The following is a 22,352-nucleotide window of genomic DNA, read 5'->3' on the forward strand; positions in this document are numbered from 1 at the left end:
AAAACTTACCCGCGCTGGCGCGCCAACCTCAAATCGCCCCGACGCTGCCCGTGATTGGCAACACGATGCCGGTGATGTAGCCCGAGCACACCGGCGAGGCCAGGAACACGTAAGCGGGCGAGATTTCCTCGGGCTGCGCGGCCCGCTTCATCTGGGTCTTCTCGCCGAAATCCGCCACCTTGTCGGCGGGCAGATCGGCCGGGTTCAGGGGTGTCCACACCGGGCCGGGGGCCACGGCGTTCACGCGGATGCCCTTGTCCAGCAGGTTTTGCGCGAGCGACTTGGTGAAGGCGTGGATGGCCCCTTTGGTCGTCGAATAGTCCAACAGGTCGGCGCTGCCGTTCAAGCCGGTCACCGAGCCCGTGTTGATGATGGAGGCCCCTTCCTGCAGGTAAGGCACCGCCGCCTTGGCCATGTGGAAGTAGCCATACACATTGGTGCGCAAGGTTTCGTCAAAGCGCTCTTCGCTGAGCAACTCGATCGAGTGCGTGTGCTGCTGGAAGGCGGCGTTGTTGACCAGCACGTCCAGCTTGCCAAAGGTGTCTACCGTGTCCTCCACGGCGCGAACGCAAAAATCCGGGTCTTTCACATCGCCAGCGATCAGCAGGCTGGCCTGGCCTTCGCGCTCGATCAGGCGCGCGGTCTCCTGGGCATCTTCATGCTCGTTCAGGTAGATGATGGCGACACTAGCGCCCTCTCGCGCGAACAACACGGCCACCGCGCGGCCAATGCCCGAATCACCGCCGGTGATCAGGGCCGTCTTGCCGGCCAGTTTGTTGCTTCCCTCATAACCGGGCGCCAGAAACTGCGGCTTCAACTGCAACTGCGCCTCCAGGCCAGGCTGGTCATTCAGGTGCTGCGCGGGCATGTGGCTGGGGTGCGGGCGCTCGCCAGCCTGCACGGCGTCGTCGTCTTCCAGGGCTTGGGTGTGGTCGGTGGACATGTGGGGACTCCTTCGTGGCGTGAAGAATTCGGGGCAATCCTCATGCCCATGGACATCGGGCACACCAATTGCCACAGAGGGGCATCCAAACGATTCATGCCTCGGGAGGCCAGCATGCACAACGATCTGATACCCGTCCTGAAAGAGGACCACGCTGTTTTACAGGAACTGGTGCACGCTGTGCAATCCACCGGGGACTTCCGCCAGAAACAGCAGCTGACCAACGACCTGTACCTGTCCTTGAACGGGCACATGGCCATCGTCGAGAAAACGGTGCTGCCCATGCTGCGCACTTTCACCGGCCACACCTTGCCCGACACATTTTCCCGCCAATACGAGCAAATGCGCGAGCAGTTGTCAGACCTGATGGCGCACCGGGTGGACCTGCCCGCACTGGATGCGGCACTGGACTTGTTGTGTCAAACCTGGACCTTGCAGAACGAGCGAGAACGCCTGTTCCTGTTGCCCGCCATCGAGCGCGCCCTGGACACCGACGAGCGCGCCTACTTTGCCCTGCGATCCTGCGATCGGTTGACACGCGAGATGCGCAAAGGCCTGTTCAGCATGCCGTCGATGCTCGCACCCTCCATGGCTTGACGCCCATGCGAGTCACCCCTCACGCGACTGGCCTTCAAAAGGCCCCCACCGGCATCCAAGGCCTGGATGAAATCACGCACGGAGGCCTGCCACGAGGCCGCCCGACCCTGGTGTGTGGCGGCGCCGGTTGCGGCAAGACCATGCTCGCGGCCGAGTTCCTGGTGCGAGGCGCCACCGAGCACCAGGAACCCGGTGTTTTCATGATGTTCGAAGAGAACGTCGAAGAGCTCACCACCAACATGCGCTCCTTGGGTTTTGACCTGGACAAGTTGCGGCGTCAAAAAAAAATCGCCCTTGATTTCGTCCGCATCGAGCGCAGCGAGATTGAAGAGACTGGCGAGTACGACCTGGAAGGCCTGTTCATCCGCCTGGCCCACGCGATCGAGACCGTGGGTGCCAAGCGGGTGGTGCTGGACACGATCGAAGCCCTGTTTGCCGGACTGCCCAACCATGCCATCCTGCGCGCCGAGTTGCGCCGCCTGTTCCGCTGGCTGAAGGACCGAGGCATGACCGCCATCATCACCGGCGAACGGGGTGACAACGCCTTGACCCGCTATGGCCTGGAAGAGTACGTGGCCGATTGTGTGATCCTGCTGGATCACCGCATCATCGACCAGGTCTCGACCCGCCGTTTGCGTGTGGTGAAGTACCGAGGCTCGGCGCACGGCACCAACGAATACCCCTTCCTGATCGGCGAACATGGCTTGTCGGTGCTGCCCATCACCTCCATGCGCCTGGACCACCGCACGACCTCGGAACGCGTGCCCACCGGCATCCGCAAGCTGGACGCCATGCTGGATGGCCAAGGCATCTACCGCGGCAGCAGCGTGCTGGTGTCGGGCTCGCCAGGCACGGGCAAAAGCAGCGTGGGCGCCAGCTTCGCGCACGCCGCCTGCGCACGGGGCGAGCGGGCCCTGCTGTTCGCCTACGAAGAATCCCCCAGCCAACTGATGCGCAACATGCGCTCCATCGGCATCGACCTGAACCCCTGGGTGAAGAAGGGCCTGCTGGAGATCCACGCCTCGCGGCCCACATTGCAAGGCCTGGAGCAGCACCTGGCCCTGATGCACGACATCGTGCGCCGCACCAGCCCCGATCTGGTCGTGGTCGATCCGATCAGCAACCTCACCTTGCACACCGACGACGTCTCGCTCAAGCCCACGCTGATGCGCCTGATCGACTTTTTGAAACAGCAAAGCATCACGGCGGTCTTCACCGCGCTGACCAGGGATGGCTCGGTCTCCTTGGCCGAGACCCAGGTCGGAGTGTCATCGCTGATGGACACCTGGCTGATGCTGTCCAACCTGGAGTTCAACGGCGAGCGCACGCGCACCATCCAGGTCATCAAATCGCGCGGCATGTCGCACTCCAACCAGGTGCGCGAGTTCATCCTCAGCGACCAGGGCGTCGATCTGGTGGACGTGTACCTGCTGGCCGACCGTGTGCTGACCGGCTCTGCCCGCATCGTGCAAGAGCAACAGGAAGAAGCCAGCTCCGAGCTGCGCCAACGCGACCAGCAAAGGCGCCTGCGCGAACTCGCCAGCCGCCGCAAGGCGATTGATGCGCAGATTGCCGCGCTGCAGGCCGAGGCGCAAGAGCGCACGGGCGAGGTCCAGTCCGCCATCGAGCGCGAGAACCTGGAAGCCGAAGGCAGCCTGCAACGCTCCAAAGCCATTGCCCAACGCCGAGAGGGCACCACGGCCAAAAAATCGACGGCCAGAAAGACCAAGGCCCAGGCATGAACGCTGCCGTCAACCCCAAGGCCGAATGGCAACTTCGCTTGTACGTGGCAGGCCAGACCGCCAAGTCCGCCACCGCACTGGAAAACCTCAAGCGCCTTTGCGAAACCCACCTGGCTGGCCGCTATCAAATCGAGGTGATCGACTTGCTGGTCAATCCCAAGCTGGCCGCTGGCGACCAGATCCTGGCCGTGCCCACGCTGGTGCGCAAGTTCCCCGAACCCATGCGCAAGATCATTGGCGACCTGTCCAACGAGGACCGCGTGCTGGTGGGCCTGGACGTTCAGCCCCTGCGCCAGGCCTGACGACGATGCAACAAGATGAGCCCCCCGTCGCCCCGCCCCCCTATGTGCTCAGCCTGTACATCTCGGGCACCACACCCCATTCAACACGGGCGCTGGTGAGCATCCGCAGCATCTGCGAGACCCACCTTCAGGGGCGCTATCAGCTGGAGATCATCGACATCCTGGTGCACCCCCGCAAGGTGGCCGAGGACCAGGTCATCGCCACCCCCACCTTGATCAGGAAGTCGCCACTGCCGGTCAGGCGTTTCATCGGCGACATGTCCCAGAAGGACCGCATCCTGCGGGGCCTGGGCCTGCCAATTGCCCCAGCAGGTGGCAAGTAGTCAAGAGGACCCTGCTTTGATCGACCCGAAGGAAAAATTGCTCGCCGAGAATGCCGAACTGCGGCTGCGACTGGAAGAGGCCGAAGAGACCCTGGACGCCATCCGCAGCGGCAGCGTCGATGCCCTGGTGGTGGGTGAGGACATCTACACCCTGGACCGCGCACACGCCTCGTCCAACAAGTTGCGCAGCGATGTGCTGGCCCAAATGGACGATGCCGTGGTGGGCCTGGACCGCGACGAACGCATCATCTACCTCAACCCGGCTGCTGAACGCCAATATGGCTTGACCTCGTCACAAGCACTGGGCAACGAACGCCATGTGCTGTACCAGGAGATCTGGCTGAGCCAGGCCGATCAGGTGCATGCCATGGCCAGCTTGAATCAAGCCGGGGCTTACCGGGCACGCACCATCCAGCTCAAACGCAGTGGCGACGAGGTGCACGTTGAATCGGCGGTGAGCGTTTTGCGGGACAACGAGGGTGAAGTCACTGGCCGACTGGAGGTCATCCGCGATGTCAGCGAACGGCACCGCGCCGAGGCCGAGATCCGCGGTGCTCAGTTGAAGATCGCTCAACGCGAGCGGCAGTTTTCCACCCTGGTGGAAAACTCGCCCGACATCTTCGCGCGCATGGACCGGCAGTTTCGCCACCTCTATGTCAGCCCGGTCATCGAGCGCTACGTGGGCTTGCCGGCCGAGCACCACCTTGGCAAGACCCACCTGGAGCTGGGCATGCCGCCCGAGCTGTGTGCCAGCATGGACACCGCGTTGGCGCAGGTGTTCAACACCGGGCGCGGCAGCAGCATCAGCTTCAAGTTCATCACCCCCGCCAACGATGTGCGCTTCCTGGAGTCCCGACTGATCCCGGAGTTTGCCGAAGATGGCAGCGTTGAATCGGTGCTGTCCATCACCACCGACCTGACCGAGCGCGAGCGCATGGACTCGGCCTTGCGTGAAAGCCAGGCCCGCCTGCAATTGACCATTGAGGCCGCCAGGATCGGCGATTGGGACTTGGACCTGAGAACCGGAGAGGCTCGCCACTCCCTGCGCCATGACCAATGCTTTGGCTACCAGCAGCCCCGTGCCGACTGGAACTTCAACGCCTTCATGTCCCACGTGCACCCGGACGACCGCGAGTTCGTCGAGCGCCTTTTCAAGGAGGCCGTGGCCACCAGTGGCGACTGGCACTTCGAATGCCGCGTCATCTGGCCGGACGGCAGCGTGCACTGGATCGAAGCCCATGGCAGCCTCTACAAAGAAGGTGGCCAGGCCACCCGCATGCTGGGCATCGTGGCCAACACCACCGACCGCAAGCTGGCCGAGCACGCCTTGCTGGACGCCGACCGCCGCAAGGACGAGTTCCTGGCCACACTGGCCCACGAGTTGCGCAACCCCCTGGCCCCGATCCGCAATGCGCTGGAGATCATGCGCCTGTCCAAGGAGCCTCAGGCCCAGGAGAAGGCACGCAACATGATCGAGCGCCAACTTTGGCAGATGGTGCACCTGGTGGACGACCTCATGGACGTCAGCCGCATCACGCAAGGCAAGGTCGAGTTGCGGCGTGAACGCATCGACATCGCCACGGCCGTGCAGAACGCCATCGACACCAGCCGCCCGCTCATCGACGCCCGCCACCATGCGATGGACGTGCGCCTGCCCCCGTCGCAAACCGTCTTCGTCTACGCCGACGTGACCCGGCTCATCCAGATCGTGGCCAACCTGCTCAACAACGCCGCCAAGTACACCCCCGAAGGCGGCCGCATCACCCTCACCGCGATGGAGAAAGATCGCCAGGCGGTGATCACCATCCAGGACACCGGCACCGGCATCCCGGGCGAGATGCTGCCGCGCGTGTTTGACATGTTCACCCAGGTGGACCGCGCGCTGGAGCGCTCGCAAGGCGGCCTGGGCATCGGCCTGGCGCTGGTCAAGAAGCTGGTCGAGATGCATGGCGGCTCGGTGCTGGCGCGCAGCCCGGGCCTGGGTGGCGGCTCGACGTTTGAAGTGCACCTGCCAGCCTTGTCGTCGTTGCCATTCTTGGCGGAGTCAGGGCTCACCGAAGCCAGTCGCCCGACACCCGCGCCGCGCACCGGCCCCCACGTGCTGGTGGTCGATGACAACCTGGACAGTGCTGAAAGCCTCGCCACCATGTTGGCCCTGATGGGTTGCGAAACCCACACCGTGCACGATGGCGTCGAAGCGGTGAAAGCCGCTCAGACCTTCCAGCCCGACCTGGTGATGCTGGACATCGGACTGCCTCGCTTGACCGGCCACGAGGTGGCACGCCACATCCGCGCCCAACCCTGGGGCCAGTTGATGACGCTGGTGGCCCTGACCGGCTGGGGGCAGGATGAAGACCGGCGCAAATCCCGCGATGCCGGTTTCAACCACCACATGGTCAAGCCGGTGGACCTGGACGCCCTCAGCGCACTGCTGACCGAGCGCAAGCTGCATTGAATGGCAGAATGAATGTCACCCGCCGCCCAGAAGCGGCACCGGAGCCCAGATGACCTTTTGCCGCGCCAGACCCACCATGGCTTGCTTGCTGAGCAGCCTCTTGGCGACCACGGCCCTTGCTGCCGAGCCCACCCCATCCCACGAGCACCGAGCCGCCTGCGTCGCTGCCTTGACCACCCAGGCCGAACCCCTGGCAGCCAGGCTGAAGAACGGCGATCGCAGCGTTGAAGCCGAGTTGCTCAAGCTCACGCAAAGCGGTTTTGCCATCATCGGCATCGCCTACCAGGATGGCCTGCGCAAGCCCGAAGCCGACCAGTTGCTGGAGACCGCCAAAAAGGCACAGAAATCCATGCCAGCCCCTGCCCTGAGCCAATTGCAAGCCAGTTGCCAACTCGAAGGTGCCCAGGTGCTGGCCGACGCCAATGCACTGGAACGGTTTCTGGTGACCAGTGCCGCCGAACGCCGCGTCAAGCGCATCGCCGATGGCCCCAAGAAGCGCTGACCGCCAGGCCACTCAAACCATTTCGGCCAGCTGGTAGTTGTTGCGCCCGGCCGCCTTGGCCGCGTAGAGGGTCTGATCGGCCAGCTTGATCAGGCTGGCTGGCGTCTCGTCGGTGGGATGCCCCAGGTAGGCCACCCCCACGCTGGTCGTCACCCGCAATGTCTGCCCCGTGTGGCCGAAGTCCGGCAACATCGCCGCCACCACTTTGGCCGCGATCATCTCGGCCTCGCCGACCGAATGCAGCTCTTCCAGGATGATGGTGAACTCGTCACCGCCCAGCCGCGCCACGGTGTCGGTCAGGCGCACGGTCTCCAGCAGTCGGCGACCGAATTCCTGCAACACCGCGTCGCCCGCATCGTGGCCCAGGCTGTCGTTGATCTGCTTGAAGTAGTCGATGTCCAACAGCAGCAAGGCCACGGGCGATGCATGGCGACGGCCGCGAGCCAGCGCGCTGTGGAGCCGATCGTTGAACAAGGCGCGGTTGGGCAAACCCGTCAGGATGTCCAGCTCCGCCATGCGCTGCAGCTGCGCCTCGAGGGCTTTCTGTTCGGTGATGTCCGCATTGGTGCCAGACAAGCGGATGGCCCGCCCACGGGCATCCCGCTCCACCACCCGGCCGCGGCTCAAGATCCACAACCATTGGCCCGTGCTGGTGCGAACTCGGTGCTCGGCGCTGTAGAAAGGGACAAGGCCCTTGACCGTGTCCGACACCTTGGCCATCACCATGGGCAAGTCGTCCGGGTGCACCAGCTTGCTCAGGATCGCCAGGCTGATGGTGGACTCCTCCGCCGGGCCACCCAACATGCTCGACCAGTGGGCGCTGTGAAAAACCTGCTGCTGGTTCAGATCCCAGTCGAACAAGGCCAGGTGCGAGCCTTCCAGGGCCAAGGTCAGCCGCTCTTCGCTGCGGGCCGATTGCTTCTCGGCCTGCTTGAGTGCGCTGATGTCGTTCATCAGCACATACAGGCCCACGATCTTGTCATCGTGGTTGCGGTGCGGGCTCATGGTGACCTGGACCTGGCGCACACCGCCCGGGCAGGGCAGATCGCGCTCGTAAAGAACCACCTCGCCCGCCAGCGCACGCTCCAGGAAGTGGCGGATGCCCGCGTAGGCCGCGTCACCGTACAGATCCGGCAGGCTGCGTCCGATCAGACTTGTCGGATCCACCCCCAGCCACTCCTGATAAGCCAGGTTGGCGAAGCGGAAGCGGTGCTCGGTGTCGATGTAGGAGATCAGCGCCGGCACGTTGTCGGTCACCTCTTTCAGGCGCGCCTGGCTCACCGCCAAGGCCTCCTCCATCTGCTTGCGGGCGGTGATGTCGTGCGTCAGCACGCACACATGGATGTCTCCATGCTCGTCCACCCTTGGAAAGTAGCTGCTTTGCAGATGGCGCACGCCGTCGGCCCGCTTCAGCTTACGCTCATAGGTAACGGCCTGCCCGGCTCGCACCTTGGCGATGTGTGGCTGCATGGCCGCGTAGTTGTCCGGCCCCACCACCTCCAGCACCGTCTTGCCAACGATCTCTTGCGCAGGCAATCCATACAGCTCGGCGCCGCCCCGGTTGATGAACAGGAAGCGCTCATCCCCGGCCAGGTAGGCGATCAGCGCGGGCACGTTGTCGGTGACCAGGCGCAACAGCTCCTCGCTTTGGCGGATGGCCTCCTGCGCGTGCTTGCGCTCGGAGACATTGCGCGAGGTGATGGCGATGCTGTCATCGCCCAGCTTGACCACCTGGTGGCTGATCCAGCTGGCCACCACGCCCGGCTGGTCAATGGGGAACTCCTCGGCCAGCGGAATGCCGGTCTCCACCACAGCCTTGAACTTGTCGAAGAAACCATGGGTGCGGTTGATGGGCAGCAACTCGCACAGCAACTGGCCTTCGACCTGCGCAGGTTCGAGCGAGATCAAGGCGGCGCCCCGGGCGGTCACGTAGGTGAACCTGAAATCAACGACGGCCCCTTGCGGATTGCGCTCGGCGCGCAGGATGTAGAAGCCATCCAGGCTGCTTTCCATGGCAGCGATGAAGCGTGCCTCGTTGGCCTGGGCGGTTTGGCGCGTCTGGACCAAGGCCTGGACCATGGGCCGCAACCGCAGCCGCAAAGCCCACAAGCCCGCCAACACGGTCAGCACGATCACCGGCAGCGCGATCAGGAACTGCTGGCGCGCTGGCGCGTACAACTCGTCCGAATCCACCTTGAGCACCATGCCCAGGCCAGAGCTGCCCACTGGCGCATAAGCGGCCACCACCTGGTGCTGGCGGAAGTCCAGCCTGGCCGTCACGCCAGTTTGACCAGACAAGGCCAGGGTCATGGGCAAAGGCTGATCCTTCACCACCTTGGGCACGCTGAACCCATCTCGCCTCACCCGCTGAGGAAAGCAGTGGAGGCGGTCTGGGCCCCCGTCTGCGCACAAACCCATGTCGAAAGTGGCGCCCCAGTTCTCAACCTCGGTGGACAACAGTGCCAGCACCTTCAAGGGTTGTTCGGTGAGCAGGTAGGCCACCTCGCCTTGAGGGCCTTGGATGGCTTGCCGATGGCGAACGACGTAGCCATCTCGCCAGGCCAGGCTGCCAGCCAGTCGCCCCTGGATCGGCACCTCCAGCGATGGCCCTCCCATGGGGTGGCCCGCCAAAAACAAGGCCCCTGTCGGGCTTTCGAACGCCACGTGCGAGAAGCCCTGCGGCAATAGGCTTTCCGCGATGAGCCTGAGGTCGGCCCCCGAGGCGTCTTTCAGCAAGGCATTGGTCACCAGGGGGTTGGACCCCACCAGCAAGGCCTTGTCAGCCGCGTTGTTCAAGGCCTCTTGCAGCACCAGACGACGGTCGCTCAAGGCCCGGGACAAGTGCTCGTGGGCCTTCTGCGTGACGCTGTTGAGCTGCAAGGCAAACCCCGCCACGCCGGTGATCACCGCCACCACGGTCAGGGCCAGGGCCGCGGTGTTGAAAATGCGACGGCGGTGCCCCTGCGGCGTGTCCACTTGGGCAGGATCCGGCCGCCAGCGGGCCATGAAACGCGCGAAGGCACCACGGGCACTGGACAAATTGAAAAGGCCACGAGGCAGGGACATGGGCGAAAGCGGGGCAAAAGTCGGACGGATTCAAGGCCCACTTTAAACAAACAGCCCACCCGATGAAGCCCGGAACAAGGCACCATTTCATCCCTCGTGGCCCGGCTTCAGCTTGCCCAGCTGTCAGTAATGCGGTGGTAATTCGTCACGCAGGCTGCTAAATCCGCCGGCACCGCCGTCGGGCTCCTGGCGCCTCAGGTGGCTCACCTCCGCCATCAACAGGTCGATTTGCTGCTGCTGTCGAGCCACGATCTGGTTCAGGCTGTCCACCAGGTCCTCGGTGAAGCTCGCCTTGATTTCCAGGTCCGTCAAGCGCTGTTCGGTGTTGTTGGGGTGTTCCATGTCTCCATTGGACACGAAGTAGAGAGATGATCCGGATCGTCACACCACAGGGAACCCCAAAATGACCGAACACAACCACTACGCGCCACCCCGCACCGAAGTGCGCGACATCCCGGTCGGCGATCCGCTGGACAGCGAGCACTTCAACCCCGAGGGCCGCACTTGCCCAGCCGGGTCAGGTTGGCGCTGGTTTGGTGTGGCCTGGCGTCTGTTCAAAGCCCAGCCCTTGGCCTGGTGGGGTGTGTTGCTGCTGAGCTTTGTCCTGCTCGTGGTCGTGTCCATGATCCCCTTGCTGAACCTGCTGACCTCGGTCATCTTCCCCGTGGCCATGGCCGGACTGGGTTCCTGCGCCCACAGCCTCATGCGCGACGGGCGCTTTGAAATCACCCAGGTGTTCGATGGCTTCAAGCGCCGCCCCGGCGCACTGCTGATGGCCGGTTTGCTCTACCTGCTCATCATGATGCTGAGCATGGGCGTGGTCTTCCTGTTCAGCGCTGCCAGCGTGACGGCGATGTTCCTGGGCAGCGTGGCTGAACGGCAAATGGCCATGCAGCAGGTGTTCTCTGCCGGTGGCCTGATGGTGCTGGGCTACTTCGCGGCCATGGCCCTGGCCATGAGCACCATCGTGTTCTCGCCCTACCTGATCCACGAACGGAATGTGCCCGTGCCGCAAGCATTGCTCATGAGCTTCAAGGCCAGCTTCAAGAACGTACCAGCCTCCATCGTCTGGATCCTGAGCTACCTCCTGTGGGCGGTGGTCGCGACCATTCCCCTCGGCCTGGGCTGGTTGGTGCTGCTGCCCGTCGTGGTCATCACCGGCTATGTCGGCTACCGCGACATCTTCTACGGATCAGACCAGGGACGCGGCTTCTGAGCCCATGAAGGCAGCACTGTTGCCAACAAGGGCATTTCAAAAGGACCACAATCTCGCCATGACTTCCAAAGTGCTCACCTTCAACCGCCTGCGTGATCTCACGATCCACGCTGCCCCCGCCTAGCCTTTCGAATCGTCATTCATTCGGAAGGCTGCGGCCTTCCGGCATCAACCCCGGTCGGCCAAAGCCTCCGGGGTTTTTTCATGCGCACCTACGACAAGCTGATCGCCACGATTTCAACCGCCAAGGCATGCGGCTGCTTGCGCTCGTGCCTTGGTGACGCGTCCCTGCAAGTCCAGGGCTAGCCTCCGGCCGCGCGGATCTTTCATCTCCGCCTGGAGGCTGGCACCAGTCTTCACGCATTGAATGAATGAAAGATCGATATGAACAAGCTCGTCCCCACCAAAACCGGCACCCTGCGCAACATCGGCGTCATCGCGCACGTCGACGCGGGCAAGACCACCACCACCGAACGCATCCTGTTCTACACGGGCGAAAACCACCGCGTGGGTGAAGTGCATGACGGCACCACCACCATGGACTTTGATCCGCAAGAGCGCCAGCGCGGCATCACCATCAACAGCGCGGCCACCACCGTGTTCTGGAGGGGTGCGCAGATCAACCTCATCGACACGCCCGGGCACATCGACTTCAACATCGAGGTCAACCGCTCCCTGCGCGTGCTCGATGGCGCGGTCGTCGTCTTTGACGGCGTGGCGGGTGTGGAGCCGCAGACCGAGACCAACTGGCGCCTGGCCGACAAGTACCACGTGCCCCGGCTCGCCTTCGTCAACAAGCTCGACCGCATCGGGGCCGACTTCGACCGCGTCGTGCAGATGATCGAAGAGCGCCTGGGTGTCAAGACCGCCGTGCTGCACCTGCCGATCGGCAGCGAACACGATTTCAAAGGCGTGGTCGATCTGCTGAACATGCGCGCCCTGCTTTGGCTGGGTGAACGCGCGGGCGACCCGGTGCAGATCACCGAGGTGCCCGAGGAGTTGCTGACGCTTGCGCTGGCGGCCCGCGCTCGCCTGATTGAGGCCGTGGTCGAGCAGGACGAACAAGCCCTGGCCGCCTACGTGCGGGGTGAAGACGTCCTGGTCGAGGTGCTGCAAGCCTGCATTCGCCGAGGGACGCTGAGTGGCGCCTTCGTGCCGGTGCTGGCCGGCTCGGCCTTCAAGAACAAGGGCGTCGAGCCCTTGCTGGACGCGGTCGTCGACTACCTGCCCTCGCCTTCCGAGCGGCAGGGCGCCAGTGTGGGCGACCACTTGTCGGCCCTGGCCTTCAAGCTGGTCGAAGGCGAGCATGGCTCGATGGTGTTCGTGCGCGTGTACGCAGGCCGCCTGCGCGCTGGCGACACTGTGCTCAACGCCAACACGGGCAAGAAGGAAAGGGTTGCCAGGTTGTATGAAGTGCATGCCGACAAACGCATCGAACGCGGCGAGATTGGCGCGGGTGACATTGCCGCGATCGTGGGCCTCAAGGACACGCTCACGGGCCACACGCTCTGTGATCCAGCCCACCCCGTGGTGCTAGAGAACATCGTGGTGCCCGAGCCCGTCATCGACATCGCGGTCGAGCCCAAGTCGCAGGCAGACCAGCAGGGCCTGAGCAAGGCGCTGCAGATGCTGGCGCGCGAAGACCCGAGCTTGCGTGTGCGGCAAGACCTTGAATCCGGCCAGGTCATCCTGTCCGGCATGGGCGAGCTGCAACTGGAAGTGACGCTGGAGAACCTGCGCAGCCGCCACGGCGTGAACGTCAGCACTGGCCGCCCGCAAGTGGCCTACCGCGAAACCATCACGAAGGAGATTGAAGTGACCCACGTGCACAAGAAGCAAAGCGGCGGCCCCGGCCAGTTCGCGGAAGTCAAGCTGAAGCTGGCGCCCTTGCCTCGCGGTGAAGGCATCCAGTTCGAGAACCTGGTGACGGGTGGCGCGATCCCACGCGAGTTCATCCCGGCGGTGGAAGCTGGGGTGCGACGTGCCGCGCTCTCGGGCGTGGTGGCTGGCCATGCCAGCGTGGACTTCAAGGCCACGCTGCTGGACGGCAGTTTCCACGAGAAGGACTCGTCCTCGATGGCCTTCGAGCTGGCGGCGGCCGCGGCCTTCCGCGAGGCAGCGGCCCAGGCTGGCCCCATCGTGCTGGAGCCCATGATGGCCGTCGAGGTGCTGACCCCGGCCGACCACCTGGGCGATGTCATCGGCGATCTGTCACGCCGGCGTGGTCATGTGCGTTCGCAAGACGCGCGGGGCAACGCCTCGGTCATCGATGCGCACGTGCCATTGAGCGAGATGTTCGGCTACATCGGCCAGCTGCGCGCCCTGTCCTCAGGCCGCGCGCAGTATTCGATGCAGTTCGATCACTACGACGCAGTGCCCGCCCGCCGGGTGTCCCTCAGCTGACGGCTCGGGGAGGAAGCGGTGGTGGCGCCCGGTGGGTCCACCACCCAGTCGATCGAATACAGCGGCACCGGGTTAAGATCCGGCCATGTTTTCTGGCGGGTCGAGGTGGTAAAAATGGGCAGGCGCGTGTTGGTTGTGGATGATCATTCGGACACCGTCGATGCCCTGGTCGATCTGCTGGAGCTGGAAGGCCACGAGGTGCGTTCCGCCGTGACGGCAGAGCACGCGCTGGCCCTGGCCGAACAGTTCGAGCCCCATGTGGTGGTGCTCGACATCGGCCTGCCCAACATGGACGGCTACGAACTGGCCGCCCACTTGCGCTTCAAGGTCGAACCCAGCTGCGTGTTCATTGCTGCCACCGGCAGCGGCGCACACGCGGACATCCTGCGCAGCAAGAAGGCGGGCTTCGCGGCCCACCTCACCAAGCCGATCAACATCCCCGAGTTGCTGGCCCTGGTGGCCCCCGACGACCTGATGATCGGCCAATGACAGGTCTACATACCCTGGCTTTTCAAACCTCGGGCGTGGTCGGCACGTGGCCCAAGTCCCCACCGGTGCGCAGCTTGGCAAGATGCCGCCCAATGGCACTGTCCAAGGCACGCGCCATCTTGCCGGATGCCCCGTTGGTCGCCTGCGTCACATTGGCGGCATGACCCGTCACGGCAATGGGCTGCTGACCGACCAATCGAGCCTCGATCGTGCAACGGATGTCATCGTCGCCACCCTTGGCGCCGTTCTCGTCGTCCAGGTGCACTTCAATGGTGGTCACGTGATCCGAGAAGCGGTTCAAGGTGCGCTCAACCATGTCGGCCACCTCCGCCTTCAGGGATTCCTGGCTGGTGATCTGGTGGGTGGTGTTGACTTCAATGTGCATGGGTGTCTCCTGTTGAACAACGGTTGATCACCTTTGGTGGCAATTGATGTACCCGTTTAAAACGGGAAAATCAACTTGTTACCAATAGAAGCAAACAAGAAACAATGCGTCACAAAGACCGGGATGATCCCCCCCCTCATGTATGGGGAAATCGTCACAGTTGTGAAGATGATCAAAACGCACTGGCCACCCTTGGTTAGACTGGGCCCACCTACTCATACAGTGCAGGGTCCATCAAGTGAACACCAGGGTCAGCAAAAGCGCGCAGTTGATCGGCGCAATGGCAATTTTAATTGCCTCGTCGTCAGTTTCGGCAGCATTGCCCACGTATCGAATTGTCGATCTCGGCGTGGTGAATGGCCAATTCAGCCCAAACGGGGCCAGTGCAGCCGCCAGCATCAACAACGCCAGCCAAGTGGTGGGCTGGAGCCAGGTCACCCCCGGCACAGCACGACAGGCCTCGGTCTGGCAAAACGGCGCCCCCTCTGAACTTGGCTTGCCAAATTTCGACTACAACCGGTTTGCCACTGGCGTCAATGACTCGGGCGTCGTCGTCGGCTACAGCGATTTCAGCCCTGCAGGCAACGGCAGCCAGATGGAGTCTTTCCACGCCCGGACCTGGCACCAGGGCCAGGTCACCGACCTGGGGCAGGGCGTCGCCAAGGGCATCAACAACGCCGGGCAGGTCGTGGGCAACAGTTATTCGGCCAGTGCTCAGGCCCCCAAAGCCACGATCTGGCAAAACGGCACGGCCACGCATTTGCCCCCCATCGGCGCCGCACCCAACGCTTTCGCCTACAGCTATGCCAACGCCATCAACGACGCGGGCCAAGTGGTGGGCTACAGCGCCGGCCCAGACTTCTCTGACCACGCCACCCTCTGGCAGAACGGCCAGGCCATCGACCTGGTGGACCCCACCGACACGGGTTACAGCTACGCCAATGACATCAACAACCAAGGCACCGTGGTTGGATCGAAGGATGACCAGGCCATCATCTGGCGTGATGGTCTTCAGTTCAACCTGGGAACCTTGGCGGGTGTTGCACCCGATGCCCTGAGTTCGGCCAACGCGATCAATGATTTCGGCCAGGTCGTGGGCTGGATCGGTGGCAACGGGCTGGAGCGGCAACCCTTCCTGTGGACCGCCGAGTCAGGCATGGTCGCCATCGCCAGCCTCATCGACCCCAACGATCCCCTGAGGTCACTGGTGAGTTTCGATTCGGTGCTGGACATCAACAACAAAGGCGAGATCGTCGGCGGCGCCTTGTTCCAGCGCAATGGCGCCGAGTGGCATGCCTACATGCTCACGCCCGTGCCCGAGCCCACCACCTGGGGCCTGATCTTCGCCGGACTGCTGACCTTGGGCATCGCGACACGCCGCAAGGCGGGATGAGCCAGGTCAGGCGTCCAGCACCAGGTTGCGCGATGCCGGGTAAGCGGTGCACAGGTACACCGCCTTGCCCAGAGAGTTGCCACTGACCTGACCTTCGTGCACGGTCAGCTTGCAGGTGCCGCACATGCCCTGGCAGCAGCCTGATTCCAGCATCACGCCGTGGTCCAGGCCCAATTGCAGCAGCGTCTTGCCCTGGTCCGCCTCGGTCAAGGTGATGCGGGCGTTCAGGTGCTGGAAGAAAACTTCCGCCCCGGCGGTCTCGAACGCCGCGTCAGAAGATGATGGCGGCTCGGCCAACACAAAGCGCTCGGTGTGCACGCGGCCCAGGTCCACATTCAGGCTGCGCAGGTGCTCGATGATCTGATTCATGAAGCCCGTGGGGCCGCACAGGTAGATGTCGCGGTCGAGCAGGTCGGGGCAATGCCGTTGAAGCTGCGCCGCGTCAAGCCTGGGCGCCAGGTTGGGCAGGCACACCTGCTCTGCCGTCAAACCGCTGAGGGCGGTGGTGACCTTCACGCCATCCTGGGCCCACTGCTGCAGGGTCTCCCAGAAGATCACCTCGGAGGCCTGGCGGAACTGGGCCATCACCTGGATGTCAGGGCGCTCGGACTCGGGCTGCGCGAGCAAGGCGCTCACCATGGAATGGCAGGGCGTGATGCCCGAACCCGCGCACAAGAACAGCACCTTGGCCTGGCCCTGGTGACAAAAACGGCCCTGGGGGTGGCCGATCTTCAGGCTCATACCAGCGCGCAGTGCCTGGTGCATCCACCGGGAGGCCTGGCCGTGCTCGGTCTGCTTGACGGTGATGCTGAAGCGGCCCTTGGGCAGCGCCGACAGGCTGTAGTAGCGGCGAACCGTTTCAGCGCCGATGGGCAGGAACACCTCCACGTGCTGGCCAGGCTGGAAACCACGCCAATGCTGGTTGGGCCGCAGCACAAAGGTCTTCACACCGGGGGCTTCATCGATGACCCGCTCCACCAGCGCCTTGAGCTCGTAGGTCCACAGGAACCCATTGAACCAGCGGTTGAAGTCGGTCATGGTGTTGCTGACCACGTAGTCCACCCACTGGGGTTGAACCGTGTCCAGCGCCCAGCCATTGACGCGGGCCAGGGCGCGGTCAAGCATGGCGCGTCCCTTCAGCGGGTGCAGGATTCGCATCGCCCTTGGGCGGGAAGGAGAACTTCCACATCACCGCCATGTAGTTGCGGATGGCGTGGAACCAGGTCGGGTTGCACTTGTAGGGCAGGCCGTGGCGCTTGCAGACTTCCTGCACTTCCAAAGCGATGTCCGGATAGTGGCTCGAGGGGATGTCGGGGAACAGGTGGTGCTCGATCTGGTAGTTCAGGTGGCCCCACAGGATGCTCATGGTGCGCCCACCCTTGAAGTTCACGCTCGAATCAAGCTGGGTGAGGTACCAGTGGCCCTTGTGCTTGAGGGCGTCCTCGGGCTGCAGGGGCTCGGTCAGATGCGTGGCCTGGATGGTCAGGCTGATCCAATAGTTGTTGATGCCATCGACGAGCATGTTGCCCAACATCACCTTCCAGAAGGAATAGCCGGTGGCCAGCGCCAGCACGGGGAACAGCAGGTATTCCTTGAACATCACGCGGCCGATCGACAACCAGTGGCGGCGTTTGAGCTGCGCTTCGGTCACGCCCGGGTGGTGGACCGGCGCGTAGCCTTCATTGCCCAAGGGAAACTTTTCTTCGCGGTAGGCCTGGCGAAAACCCAGGTTCTGCGCATTGAAGCCGTACAACACGATGGGGTAGGCGATGAACAGATACATCGGCACCTGCCAACGGTGCATGCTGTTCCACGGCTGCTTGTCGTTCATGCGCAGGATGCCGTGGTTCAGGTCGGGGTCCATTTCGTACACATTGGTGTGCACGTGGTGCAGGCCATTGTGTTCGCGGCGCCAGCCCTCTTCATCAACCGGGGCCTTCCACTTGAAGTTGTGCGAGTGGAACTGCGGGATCTCGGCAAAGCTGTCGTACTGCCCGTGCAGCACGTTGTGCCCGATCTCGATCGATTCCAGGTTGCGGTGCAGCAAAGTGAAAGCCACCCCCAAGCTGAAGGTGATGGGCTCGGGGCTGATCCAGATGAGGCCACGGCCCACCAGTTCCGCCAGGCGGGATTTCAGGCGCAAGCCTTTGATGTAGGCGACATCGGCGGGGCCCAGCTTGGCGCGGTAGCGCTGCTTGATGGCTTCAAATTCGGCTTCGATCTGATCGTACAACGCGAGGCGTTCGGCGCAAGTGGGATTCATGGATGACAGGTAATGCGTGGCTTGCGGGGATGGTAACGATTTGCGTTCATCGATCGATGGGCACTTTCCCCACAAAAAGAGACCAAATGCTCGGAACAGGCATGCCGATTGCCACCGAATTTTAATTCGGCACCGCTTCAACCAGCCCCAATCATGGAGTCGCGATTTTGAGCCCTAATCCCCCGCCGCTCGATCACGACCACCACGACATTTTTGTCGGCGAGGGTGAAATGGCGCACCTGATGCGGGCGCGCGATTGGTCTGCCACCTCCTTGGGGCCGCCTGAGCACTGGCCCAATGCCCTGAAAGTGGCCGTTCGCCTGCTGCTCACCTCGCGCTTCGAGATGTGGCTGGGTTGGGGCACGGACATCGCGTTCCTGTACAACGCCAAGGCCCGCGACGCGCAGAGCGCACTCAGCGTCATCGACAGCGGCGTGTCCATTGATGTGCTGTTCACCGATGTGGTCATGCCCGGCCCCTTGCGCAGCCCGGAGCTGGCCCGCAAAGCGCGCGAGCGACTGCCGCACATTGCAGTGCTGTTCACCTCCGGCTACACCGAGAACGCCATCGTGCACGGCGGCCGCCTGGACCCGGGAGTGGAATTGCTGTCCAAGCCCTACACGCGCGAAGCGCTGGCCCGCAAGATCCGGCATGTGATCGGCAACCAGGCGCAGCAAAAGATCGCATCGGCACAGCGGCTGTCTGCAGGCGGCGTGCATTCGCCCAACGCGTCGCCCTTGCGGATCCTGGTGGTGGAAGATGACGAGGCCATCCGGTCGAGCACCGCCGAGATCCTCTCAGAACAAGGCCACCTGGTGATCGAAGCCTCGGATGCGCCTTCGGCACTGCGTTCGCTGGCCGCTGCGCAGATCGACGTGCTGTTGACCGACCACGGCTTGCCGGGCTTGTCCGGCGCAGCACTGGCCAGGCAGGCCTTAGGACGCTGGCCGACATTGCGCCTCATCTTCGTCACCGGAGACCGGGCCGGCCCAGCCTCGGCCGAGTGGCCTGAAGCGGTGATCCTGGAGAAGCCTTACCAACCCCAGGATCTGTGCAAGGCGCTGGCCAACATCCTGAGGTGAATCCATGAAACTCCTTGAAGTCTTTCCCTACCTGCGCGTGAAAAACGCCGCACGGGCCATCACCTTCTATGTGCAGGCCTTTGGCGCGGTCGAGCGTTTCCGTCTGGTGGAACCGTCGGGCCGCATCGGCCACGCCGAGCTGGACATGGGCCCGACGGTGTTGATGCTGAGCGATGCCTTTCCCGAATTCAACCTGCCGGCACCGGATGGCCAGGCCGTGCTGGGCGCCACTGTGCACCTGCACGTGGACGACTGCGACCAATGGGTGGCACGTGCCGTGGCCGCTGGCGCGACCATTGACATGCCACCGACCGACCAGTTCTACGGCGAACGCAGCAGCCGCCTGCGCGATCCCTTCGGCCACACCTGGCTGATTGGGCACGAACTTGAAAAGATGAGCCCCCAAGAGATGCAGCGCCGCTACACCGCGGTGTTCAGCGAAGACGGCTAACGCAGCTGCCCCCCCATGTCCAGCCATGACCATTCTGGCTGGAAGGTCGGTCCGAAAAGAGAAGATCTGCCGGGTCTTTGTGGGCAGACTGGCACCATGCCGCGCATCCTCATCATCGAAGACACGCCTGCCAACCTGCAGCTCACGATGGCCATCCTGGAGGGCGCCGGGCACGTCCCGCTGAGCGCCCCGAACGCCGAGCATGGCCTGCGCATCGCGAGCACCGAACCCGTCGACCTGATCCTGATGGACATCCGCCTGCCAGGCATTGATGGCCTGACCGCCACCCGCCTGCTCAAGGAAGACCCCCGCACCGCCAGGATCCCCATCATCGCGCTCACCGCCTCCGCCATGAAGGGCGATGAACAGCGCATGCGCGAAGGCGGTTGCGTGGGCTATGTCGCCAAACCGATCCGCTACCGGGAACTGCTGGACGCGGTTGATGAGGCCCTGGTGCAAGGCAAAACCGCCACGCGCCAGAACTGAACAACAACGGTTCACAAGCCCCCGGGGAGGAGCGCCCATGCCCACCAACACGCTGGACTTTCGCCTGCTGTTCGAATCGGCGCCTGGCCTGTACCTGGTGCTGGCCCCCGACTTGACCATCGTCGCCGTGAGTGATGCCTACCTTGAGGCCACGATGACCGCGCGCGATCAGATCATGGGCCGGGGCTTGTTCGAGGTTTTTCCCGATAACCCGAATGACAACGAGGCCACCGGCACGCACAACCTGCGAGCCTCGCTGTTGCGCGTACTGGCATCGGGCCAGGGCGATGCGATGCCGCTTCAGAAATACGACATCCGACGCCCCGACTCGGAAGGTGGTGGTTTTGAAGAGCGCTACTGGAGCCCTTTCAACTCGCCCGTGCTGGATGCACAAGGTCAGGTGGCCTTCATCATTCACCGCGCCGAAGACGTGACTGATTTCGTGCACCTTCGCCATCGGGGTGCCGAGCAGGACAAGATTGCCCAAGAGTTGCGTGGGGCGGTCGAGCGCGCCGAGAGCGAAGTCTTTGCACGGGCTCAGCAGGTGGCCAAGGTCAATGAACAACTGCAGGCCCGCAACACCGCCTTGCACGACAGCGAGACCCGCTTGCGTCGATTGGCCAGCGAGCTGGAAGTCGTCAACGCCGAAGTGACCGAGAAGAACCAGATGCTCGAAGAGTCGAGCCGCATGAAGTCCGAGTTCCTGTCGAACATGTCGCACGAGTTGCGCACTCCCCTGAACGCCATCATTGGCTTTTCCGAGTTACTGAAAGATGGGCTGGTTGGCCCGCTCACGACACGCCAGCGCGACTACATGGGCCACATCTTCGAAGGCGGTCAGCACCTGCTGGCGCTGATCAACGACATTCTGGACATGTCCAAGGTCGACGCCGGCAAGGTCGAGCTTCAGTTCGAAGCCGTCGATGTGCAGGTGATGCTGGCCGATGGCCTGCGTGTGGTCGAAGACAAAGCGCACACCAAGCACCTGCGAATGAACAGCCATGTTCTCCTGCCCTTGGGCGAGGTGGTGGTCGACGTGCGGCGCTTCAAGCAAATCCTCTACAACCTGCTGTCCAACGCCGTGAAATTCACGCCAGATGGCGGCCAGGTCAGCCTGCATGCCCAGAGGGTGAACCGTGAGACCGCCGCCGCCGCCGTGCCCGGCTTCGCCACCGGACGACGAACCACCTTGGCCCCGGGTGATGGCGATGACTTCCTGGAGATCTCGGTGAGCGACAGTGGGATCGGCATGCGCCCTGAAGACCTCAAGCAGCTGTTCACCCCCTTCACCCAGATCAACCACCCGGCCAACCGTGGCATTGAAGGCACCGGTCTGGGCCTGGCCATGGTGCTGCGTCTGGCCGAACTGCACGGCGGCGCCGTCGCGGTGAGCAGCGAGCCTGAGCGCGGCACCTGCTTCAGCGTCTGGTTGCCTTGGCGGCAAGTCACTGCCCAGGCCGAGGCACTGGACACCGTCAAGCCAACGCCATCACACGGCATCGCGCTGGTGATCGAGGACGATGACCGTGCCGCCACCCTGATGGGCCTGCAACTGGAAGCGCAGGGCTTCACCACCAAGCGCGTGGCGTCGGCCGAAGCCGCACTGGCGCTCAGCGACGAGCTGCTGCCCGAGCTCATCACCCTGGACATCATGCTGCCAGGCATGGACGGCTGGGCCTTCCTGCGCCAGGTGAAGACCTTGCCGCGATGGGCTCAGGTGCCGGTGGTGGTGGTCTCGATCCAGCCGGATGGCAGCTTGGCCCACTCACTGGGCGCATCGCTCGCCTTGCAGAAACCCATCCACTTTGATGACCTGACGCAAGGCCTGCAGCGCCTGGGCCTGAACCCTCACCCCGATCACCCCGTGACGGCGCTGGTCGTTGATGACAATCAGCAGGCGGTCGAAGTGCTGGCGCAACCGCTGCAAAAGCTGGGGTGTGTGGTTTTGCGCGCCTATGGTGGCGCGGAAGGCGTGGCCCTGGCCCGCCGCTTCAGGCCCGACCTGATCATGCTGGACCTGGAAATGCCCGAGTTCAGTGGCTTCCAGGTGGTCGATGAGTTGAAGTCAGACCCGGCCAGCGCCAACATCCCGATCATGATCGTCACCGGCCGCGATCTGAGCTTGCGCGAACGCGAAAAACTGATGGGACAGGGGTCTCACCTCATGGGCAAGACTGATTTCGACACCGGCCGCTTCATTGGTGAAGTGCGGCGGGCGCTCACGCACGTCACCACGCACTGAGCACGCACCGCG

At 63.5% G+C, this 22,352-nt stretch carries 20 protein-coding genes; 14 read left to right on the forward strand and 6 right to left on the reverse strand.

What is annotated here, in order from left to right:
• Nucleotides 1-28: 28 nt before the first annotated feature.
• The gene (locus Q7V20_RS19215; RefSeq protein ID WP_304794969.1) at nucleotides 29-943 is read right to left on the reverse strand and encodes an SDR family oxidoreductase; all 915 of its coding nucleotides are present in this window, start codon (nucleotides 941-943) and stop codon (nucleotides 29-31) included.
• A gap of 114 nt (nucleotides 944-1,057) precedes the next feature.
• Between Q7V20_RS19215 and Q7V20_RS19220 the strand changes: the two genes are divergently transcribed.
• From Q7V20_RS19220 to Q7V20_RS19245, 6 genes are all read left to right on the forward strand, one after another.
• On the forward strand, nucleotides 1,058-1,540 hold the full coding sequence (locus Q7V20_RS19220) for a hypothetical protein (RefSeq protein WP_304794971.1): 483 nt from the start codon (nucleotides 1,058-1,060) through the stop codon (nucleotides 1,538-1,540).
• Nucleotides 1,541-1,545: 5 nt separating this feature from the next.
• The gene (gene kaiC / locus Q7V20_RS19225) at nucleotides 1,546-3,282 is read left to right on the forward strand and encodes a circadian clock protein KaiC (RefSeq protein WP_304794973.1); all 1,737 of its coding nucleotides are present in this window, start codon (nucleotides 1,546-1,548) and stop codon (nucleotides 3,280-3,282) included.
• Complete coding sequence (locus Q7V20_RS19230) at nucleotides 3,279-3,584, forward strand: circadian clock KaiB family protein (RefSeq protein ID WP_304794975.1); 306 nt, start codon at nucleotides 3,279-3,281, stop codon at nucleotides 3,582-3,584. Before kaiC ends, Q7V20_RS19230 begins: the two co-directional genes overlap by 4 nt.
• Before the next feature lie 5 nt (nucleotides 3,585-3,589).
• On the forward strand, nucleotides 3,590-3,907 hold the full coding sequence (locus Q7V20_RS19235) for a circadian clock KaiB family protein (protein ID WP_304794977.1): 318 nt from the start codon (nucleotides 3,590-3,592) through the stop codon (nucleotides 3,905-3,907).
• Between the two features lie 16 nt (nucleotides 3,908-3,923).
• Nucleotides 3,924-6,362 carry a PAS domain S-box protein gene (locus Q7V20_RS19240; RefSeq protein WP_304794979.1) on the forward strand — a complete coding sequence of 813 codons (2,439 nt, stop codon included), beginning with the start codon at nucleotides 3,924-3,926 and terminating at the stop codon, nucleotides 6,360-6,362.
• 100 nt (nucleotides 6,363-6,462) lie between these two features.
• Nucleotides 6,463-6,864, forward strand: coding sequence for a hypothetical protein (locus tag Q7V20_RS19245; protein WP_304794981.1), 402 nt, complete (start codon nucleotides 6,463-6,465; stop codon nucleotides 6,862-6,864).
• Between the two features lie 12 nt (nucleotides 6,865-6,876).
• Here the strand turns inward: Q7V20_RS19245 and Q7V20_RS19250 are convergent, their stop codons facing one another.
• Both Q7V20_RS19250 and Q7V20_RS19255 read right to left on the reverse strand, forming a co-directional pair.
• On the reverse strand, nucleotides 6,877-9,930 hold the full coding sequence (locus tag Q7V20_RS19250; RefSeq protein WP_304794983.1) for a diguanylate cyclase domain-containing protein: 3,054 nt from the start codon (nucleotides 9,928-9,930) through the stop codon (nucleotides 6,877-6,879).
• 123 nt (nucleotides 9,931-10,053) lie between these two features.
• Complete coding sequence (locus tag Q7V20_RS19255) at nucleotides 10,054-10,272, reverse strand: SlyX family protein (protein ID WP_304794985.1); 219 nt, start codon at nucleotides 10,270-10,272, stop codon at nucleotides 10,054-10,056.
• 61 nt (nucleotides 10,273-10,333) lie between these two features.
• Between Q7V20_RS19255 and Q7V20_RS19260 the strand changes: the two genes are divergently transcribed.
• From Q7V20_RS19260 to Q7V20_RS19270, 3 genes are all read left to right on the forward strand, one after another.
• Nucleotides 10,334-11,146 carry a BPSS1780 family membrane protein gene (locus Q7V20_RS19260; protein WP_304794987.1) on the forward strand — a complete coding sequence of 271 codons (813 nt, stop codon included), beginning with the start codon at nucleotides 10,334-10,336 and terminating at the stop codon, nucleotides 11,144-11,146.
• A gap of 384 nt (nucleotides 11,147-11,530) precedes the next feature.
• Nucleotides 11,531-13,549 carry an elongation factor G gene (gene fusA / locus Q7V20_RS19265; RefSeq protein WP_304794989.1) on the forward strand — a complete coding sequence of 673 codons (2,019 nt, stop codon included), beginning with the start codon at nucleotides 11,531-11,533 and terminating at the stop codon, nucleotides 13,547-13,549.
• Nucleotides 13,550-13,684: 135 nt separating this feature from the next.
• Nucleotides 13,685-14,038: a response regulator gene (locus Q7V20_RS19270; protein ID WP_304794990.1), complete on the forward strand. Its 354-nt coding sequence runs from the start codon at nucleotides 13,685-13,687 to the stop codon at nucleotides 14,036-14,038.
• Between the two features lie 22 nt (nucleotides 14,039-14,060).
• On the opposite strand, the gene Q7V20_RS19275 is transcribed toward Q7V20_RS19270, so the two are convergent.
• The gene (locus Q7V20_RS19275) at nucleotides 14,061-14,423 is read right to left on the reverse strand and encodes an HPF/RaiA family ribosome-associated protein (RefSeq protein ID WP_304794992.1); all 363 of its coding nucleotides are present in this window, start codon (nucleotides 14,421-14,423) and stop codon (nucleotides 14,061-14,063) included.
• Between the two features lie 280 nt (nucleotides 14,424-14,703).
• Here Q7V20_RS19275 and Q7V20_RS19280 point away from each other — a divergent pair, with 280 nt between their 5' ends.
• Nucleotides 14,704-15,816 (forward strand): DUF3466 family protein, encoded by a 1,113-nt coding sequence (locus Q7V20_RS19280; RefSeq protein ID WP_304794994.1) that lies wholly within the window; start codon nucleotides 14,704-14,706, stop codon nucleotides 15,814-15,816.
• A 6-nt stretch (nucleotides 15,817-15,822) separates the two neighbouring features.
• On the opposite strand, the gene Q7V20_RS19285 is transcribed toward Q7V20_RS19280, so the two are convergent.
• Both Q7V20_RS19285 and Q7V20_RS19290 read right to left on the reverse strand, forming a co-directional pair.
• Nucleotides 15,823-16,941 (reverse strand): flavin reductase family protein, encoded by a 1,119-nt coding sequence (locus tag Q7V20_RS19285; protein ID WP_304794996.1) that lies wholly within the window; start codon nucleotides 16,939-16,941, stop codon nucleotides 15,823-15,825.
• Nucleotides 16,934-18,079, reverse strand: coding sequence for an acyl-CoA desaturase (locus Q7V20_RS19290; protein WP_304794998.1), 1,146 nt, complete (start codon nucleotides 18,077-18,079; stop codon nucleotides 16,934-16,936). The genes Q7V20_RS19285 and Q7V20_RS19290 overlap by 8 nt, the downstream gene beginning before the upstream one ends.
• 167 nt (nucleotides 18,080-18,246) lie before the next feature.
• Here Q7V20_RS19290 and Q7V20_RS19295 point away from each other — a divergent pair, with 167 nt between their 5' ends.
• The 4 genes from Q7V20_RS19295 (at nucleotide 18,247) to Q7V20_RS19310 (ending at nucleotide 22,340) form a co-directional block, all read left to right on the forward strand.
• Complete coding sequence (locus tag Q7V20_RS19295; protein WP_304795000.1) at nucleotides 18,247-19,161, forward strand: response regulator; 915 nt, start codon at nucleotides 18,247-18,249, stop codon at nucleotides 19,159-19,161.
• A 4-nt stretch (nucleotides 19,162-19,165) separates the two neighbouring features.
• On the forward strand, nucleotides 19,166-19,612 hold the full coding sequence (locus Q7V20_RS19300; protein ID WP_304795002.1) for a VOC family protein: 447 nt from the start codon (nucleotides 19,166-19,168) through the stop codon (nucleotides 19,610-19,612).
• Between the two features lie 96 nt (nucleotides 19,613-19,708).
• Complete coding sequence (locus Q7V20_RS19305) at nucleotides 19,709-20,098, forward strand: response regulator (protein WP_304795003.1); 390 nt, start codon at nucleotides 19,709-19,711, stop codon at nucleotides 20,096-20,098.
• A 37-nt stretch (nucleotides 20,099-20,135) separates the two neighbouring features.
• A complete protein-coding gene (locus Q7V20_RS19310) occupies nucleotides 20,136-22,340 on the forward strand; it encodes a response regulator (protein WP_304795005.1) in 2,205 nt (734 codons plus the stop codon).
• Nucleotides 22,341-22,352 lie beyond the last annotated feature (12 nt).

This window comes from Aquabacterium sp. (genome assembly GCF_030652515.1).
GTDB lineage: Bacteria > Pseudomonadota > Gammaproteobacteria > Burkholderiales > Burkholderiaceae_C > Aquabacterium.

Bases quoted from the DNA above. Each gene is read 5' to 3' on its own strand.
- Q7V20_RS19215 (WP_304794969.1), bottom strand. From the start codon at position 943: ATGTCCACCGACCACACCCAAGCCCTGGAAGACGACGACGCCGTGCAG.
- Q7V20_RS19220 (WP_304794971.1), top strand. From the start codon at position 1,058: ATGCACAACGATCTGATACCCGTCCTGAAAGAGGACCACGCTGTTTTA.
- kaiC (WP_304794973.1), top strand. From the start codon at position 1,546: ATGCGAGTCACCCCTCACGCGACTGGCCTTCAAAAGGCCCCCACCGGC.
- Q7V20_RS19230 (WP_304794975.1), top strand. From the start codon at position 3,279: ATGAACGCTGCCGTCAACCCCAAGGCCGAATGGCAACTTCGCTTGTAC.
- Q7V20_RS19235 (WP_304794977.1), top strand. From the start codon at position 3,590: ATGCAACAAGATGAGCCCCCCGTCGCCCCGCCCCCCTATGTGCTCAGC.
- Q7V20_RS19250 (WP_304794983.1), bottom strand. From the start codon at position 9,930: ATGTCCCTGCCTCGTGGCCTTTTCAATTTGTCCAGTGCCCGTGGTGCC.
- Q7V20_RS19255 (WP_304794985.1), bottom strand. From the start codon at position 10,272: ATGGAACACCCCAACAACACCGAACAGCGCTTGACGGACCTGGAAATC.
- Q7V20_RS19260 (WP_304794987.1), top strand. From the start codon at position 10,334: ATGACCGAACACAACCACTACGCGCCACCCCGCACCGAAGTGCGCGAC.
- fusA (WP_304794989.1), top strand. From the start codon at position 11,531: ATGAACAAGCTCGTCCCCACCAAAACCGGCACCCTGCGCAACATCGGC.
- Q7V20_RS19275 (WP_304794992.1), bottom strand. From the start codon at position 14,423: ATGCACATTGAAGTCAACACCACCCACCAGATCACCAGCCAGGAATCC.
- Q7V20_RS19280 (WP_304794994.1), top strand. From the start codon at position 14,704: ATGGCAATTTTAATTGCCTCGTCGTCAGTTTCGGCAGCATTGCCCACG.
- Q7V20_RS19285 (WP_304794996.1), bottom strand. From the start codon at position 16,941: ATGCTTGACCGCGCCCTGGCCCGCGTCAATGGCTGGGCGCTGGACACG.
- Q7V20_RS19290 (WP_304794998.1), bottom strand. From the start codon at position 18,079: ATGAATCCCACTTGCGCCGAACGCCTCGCGTTGTACGATCAGATCGAA.
- Q7V20_RS19300 (WP_304795002.1), top strand. From the start codon at position 19,166: ATGAAACTCCTTGAAGTCTTTCCCTACCTGCGCGTGAAAAACGCCGCA.
- Q7V20_RS19305 (WP_304795003.1), top strand. From the start codon at position 19,709: ATGCCGCGCATCCTCATCATCGAAGACACGCCTGCCAACCTGCAGCTC.
- Q7V20_RS19310 (WP_304795005.1), top strand. From the start codon at position 20,136: ATGCCCACCAACACGCTGGACTTTCGCCTGCTGTTCGAATCGGCGCCT.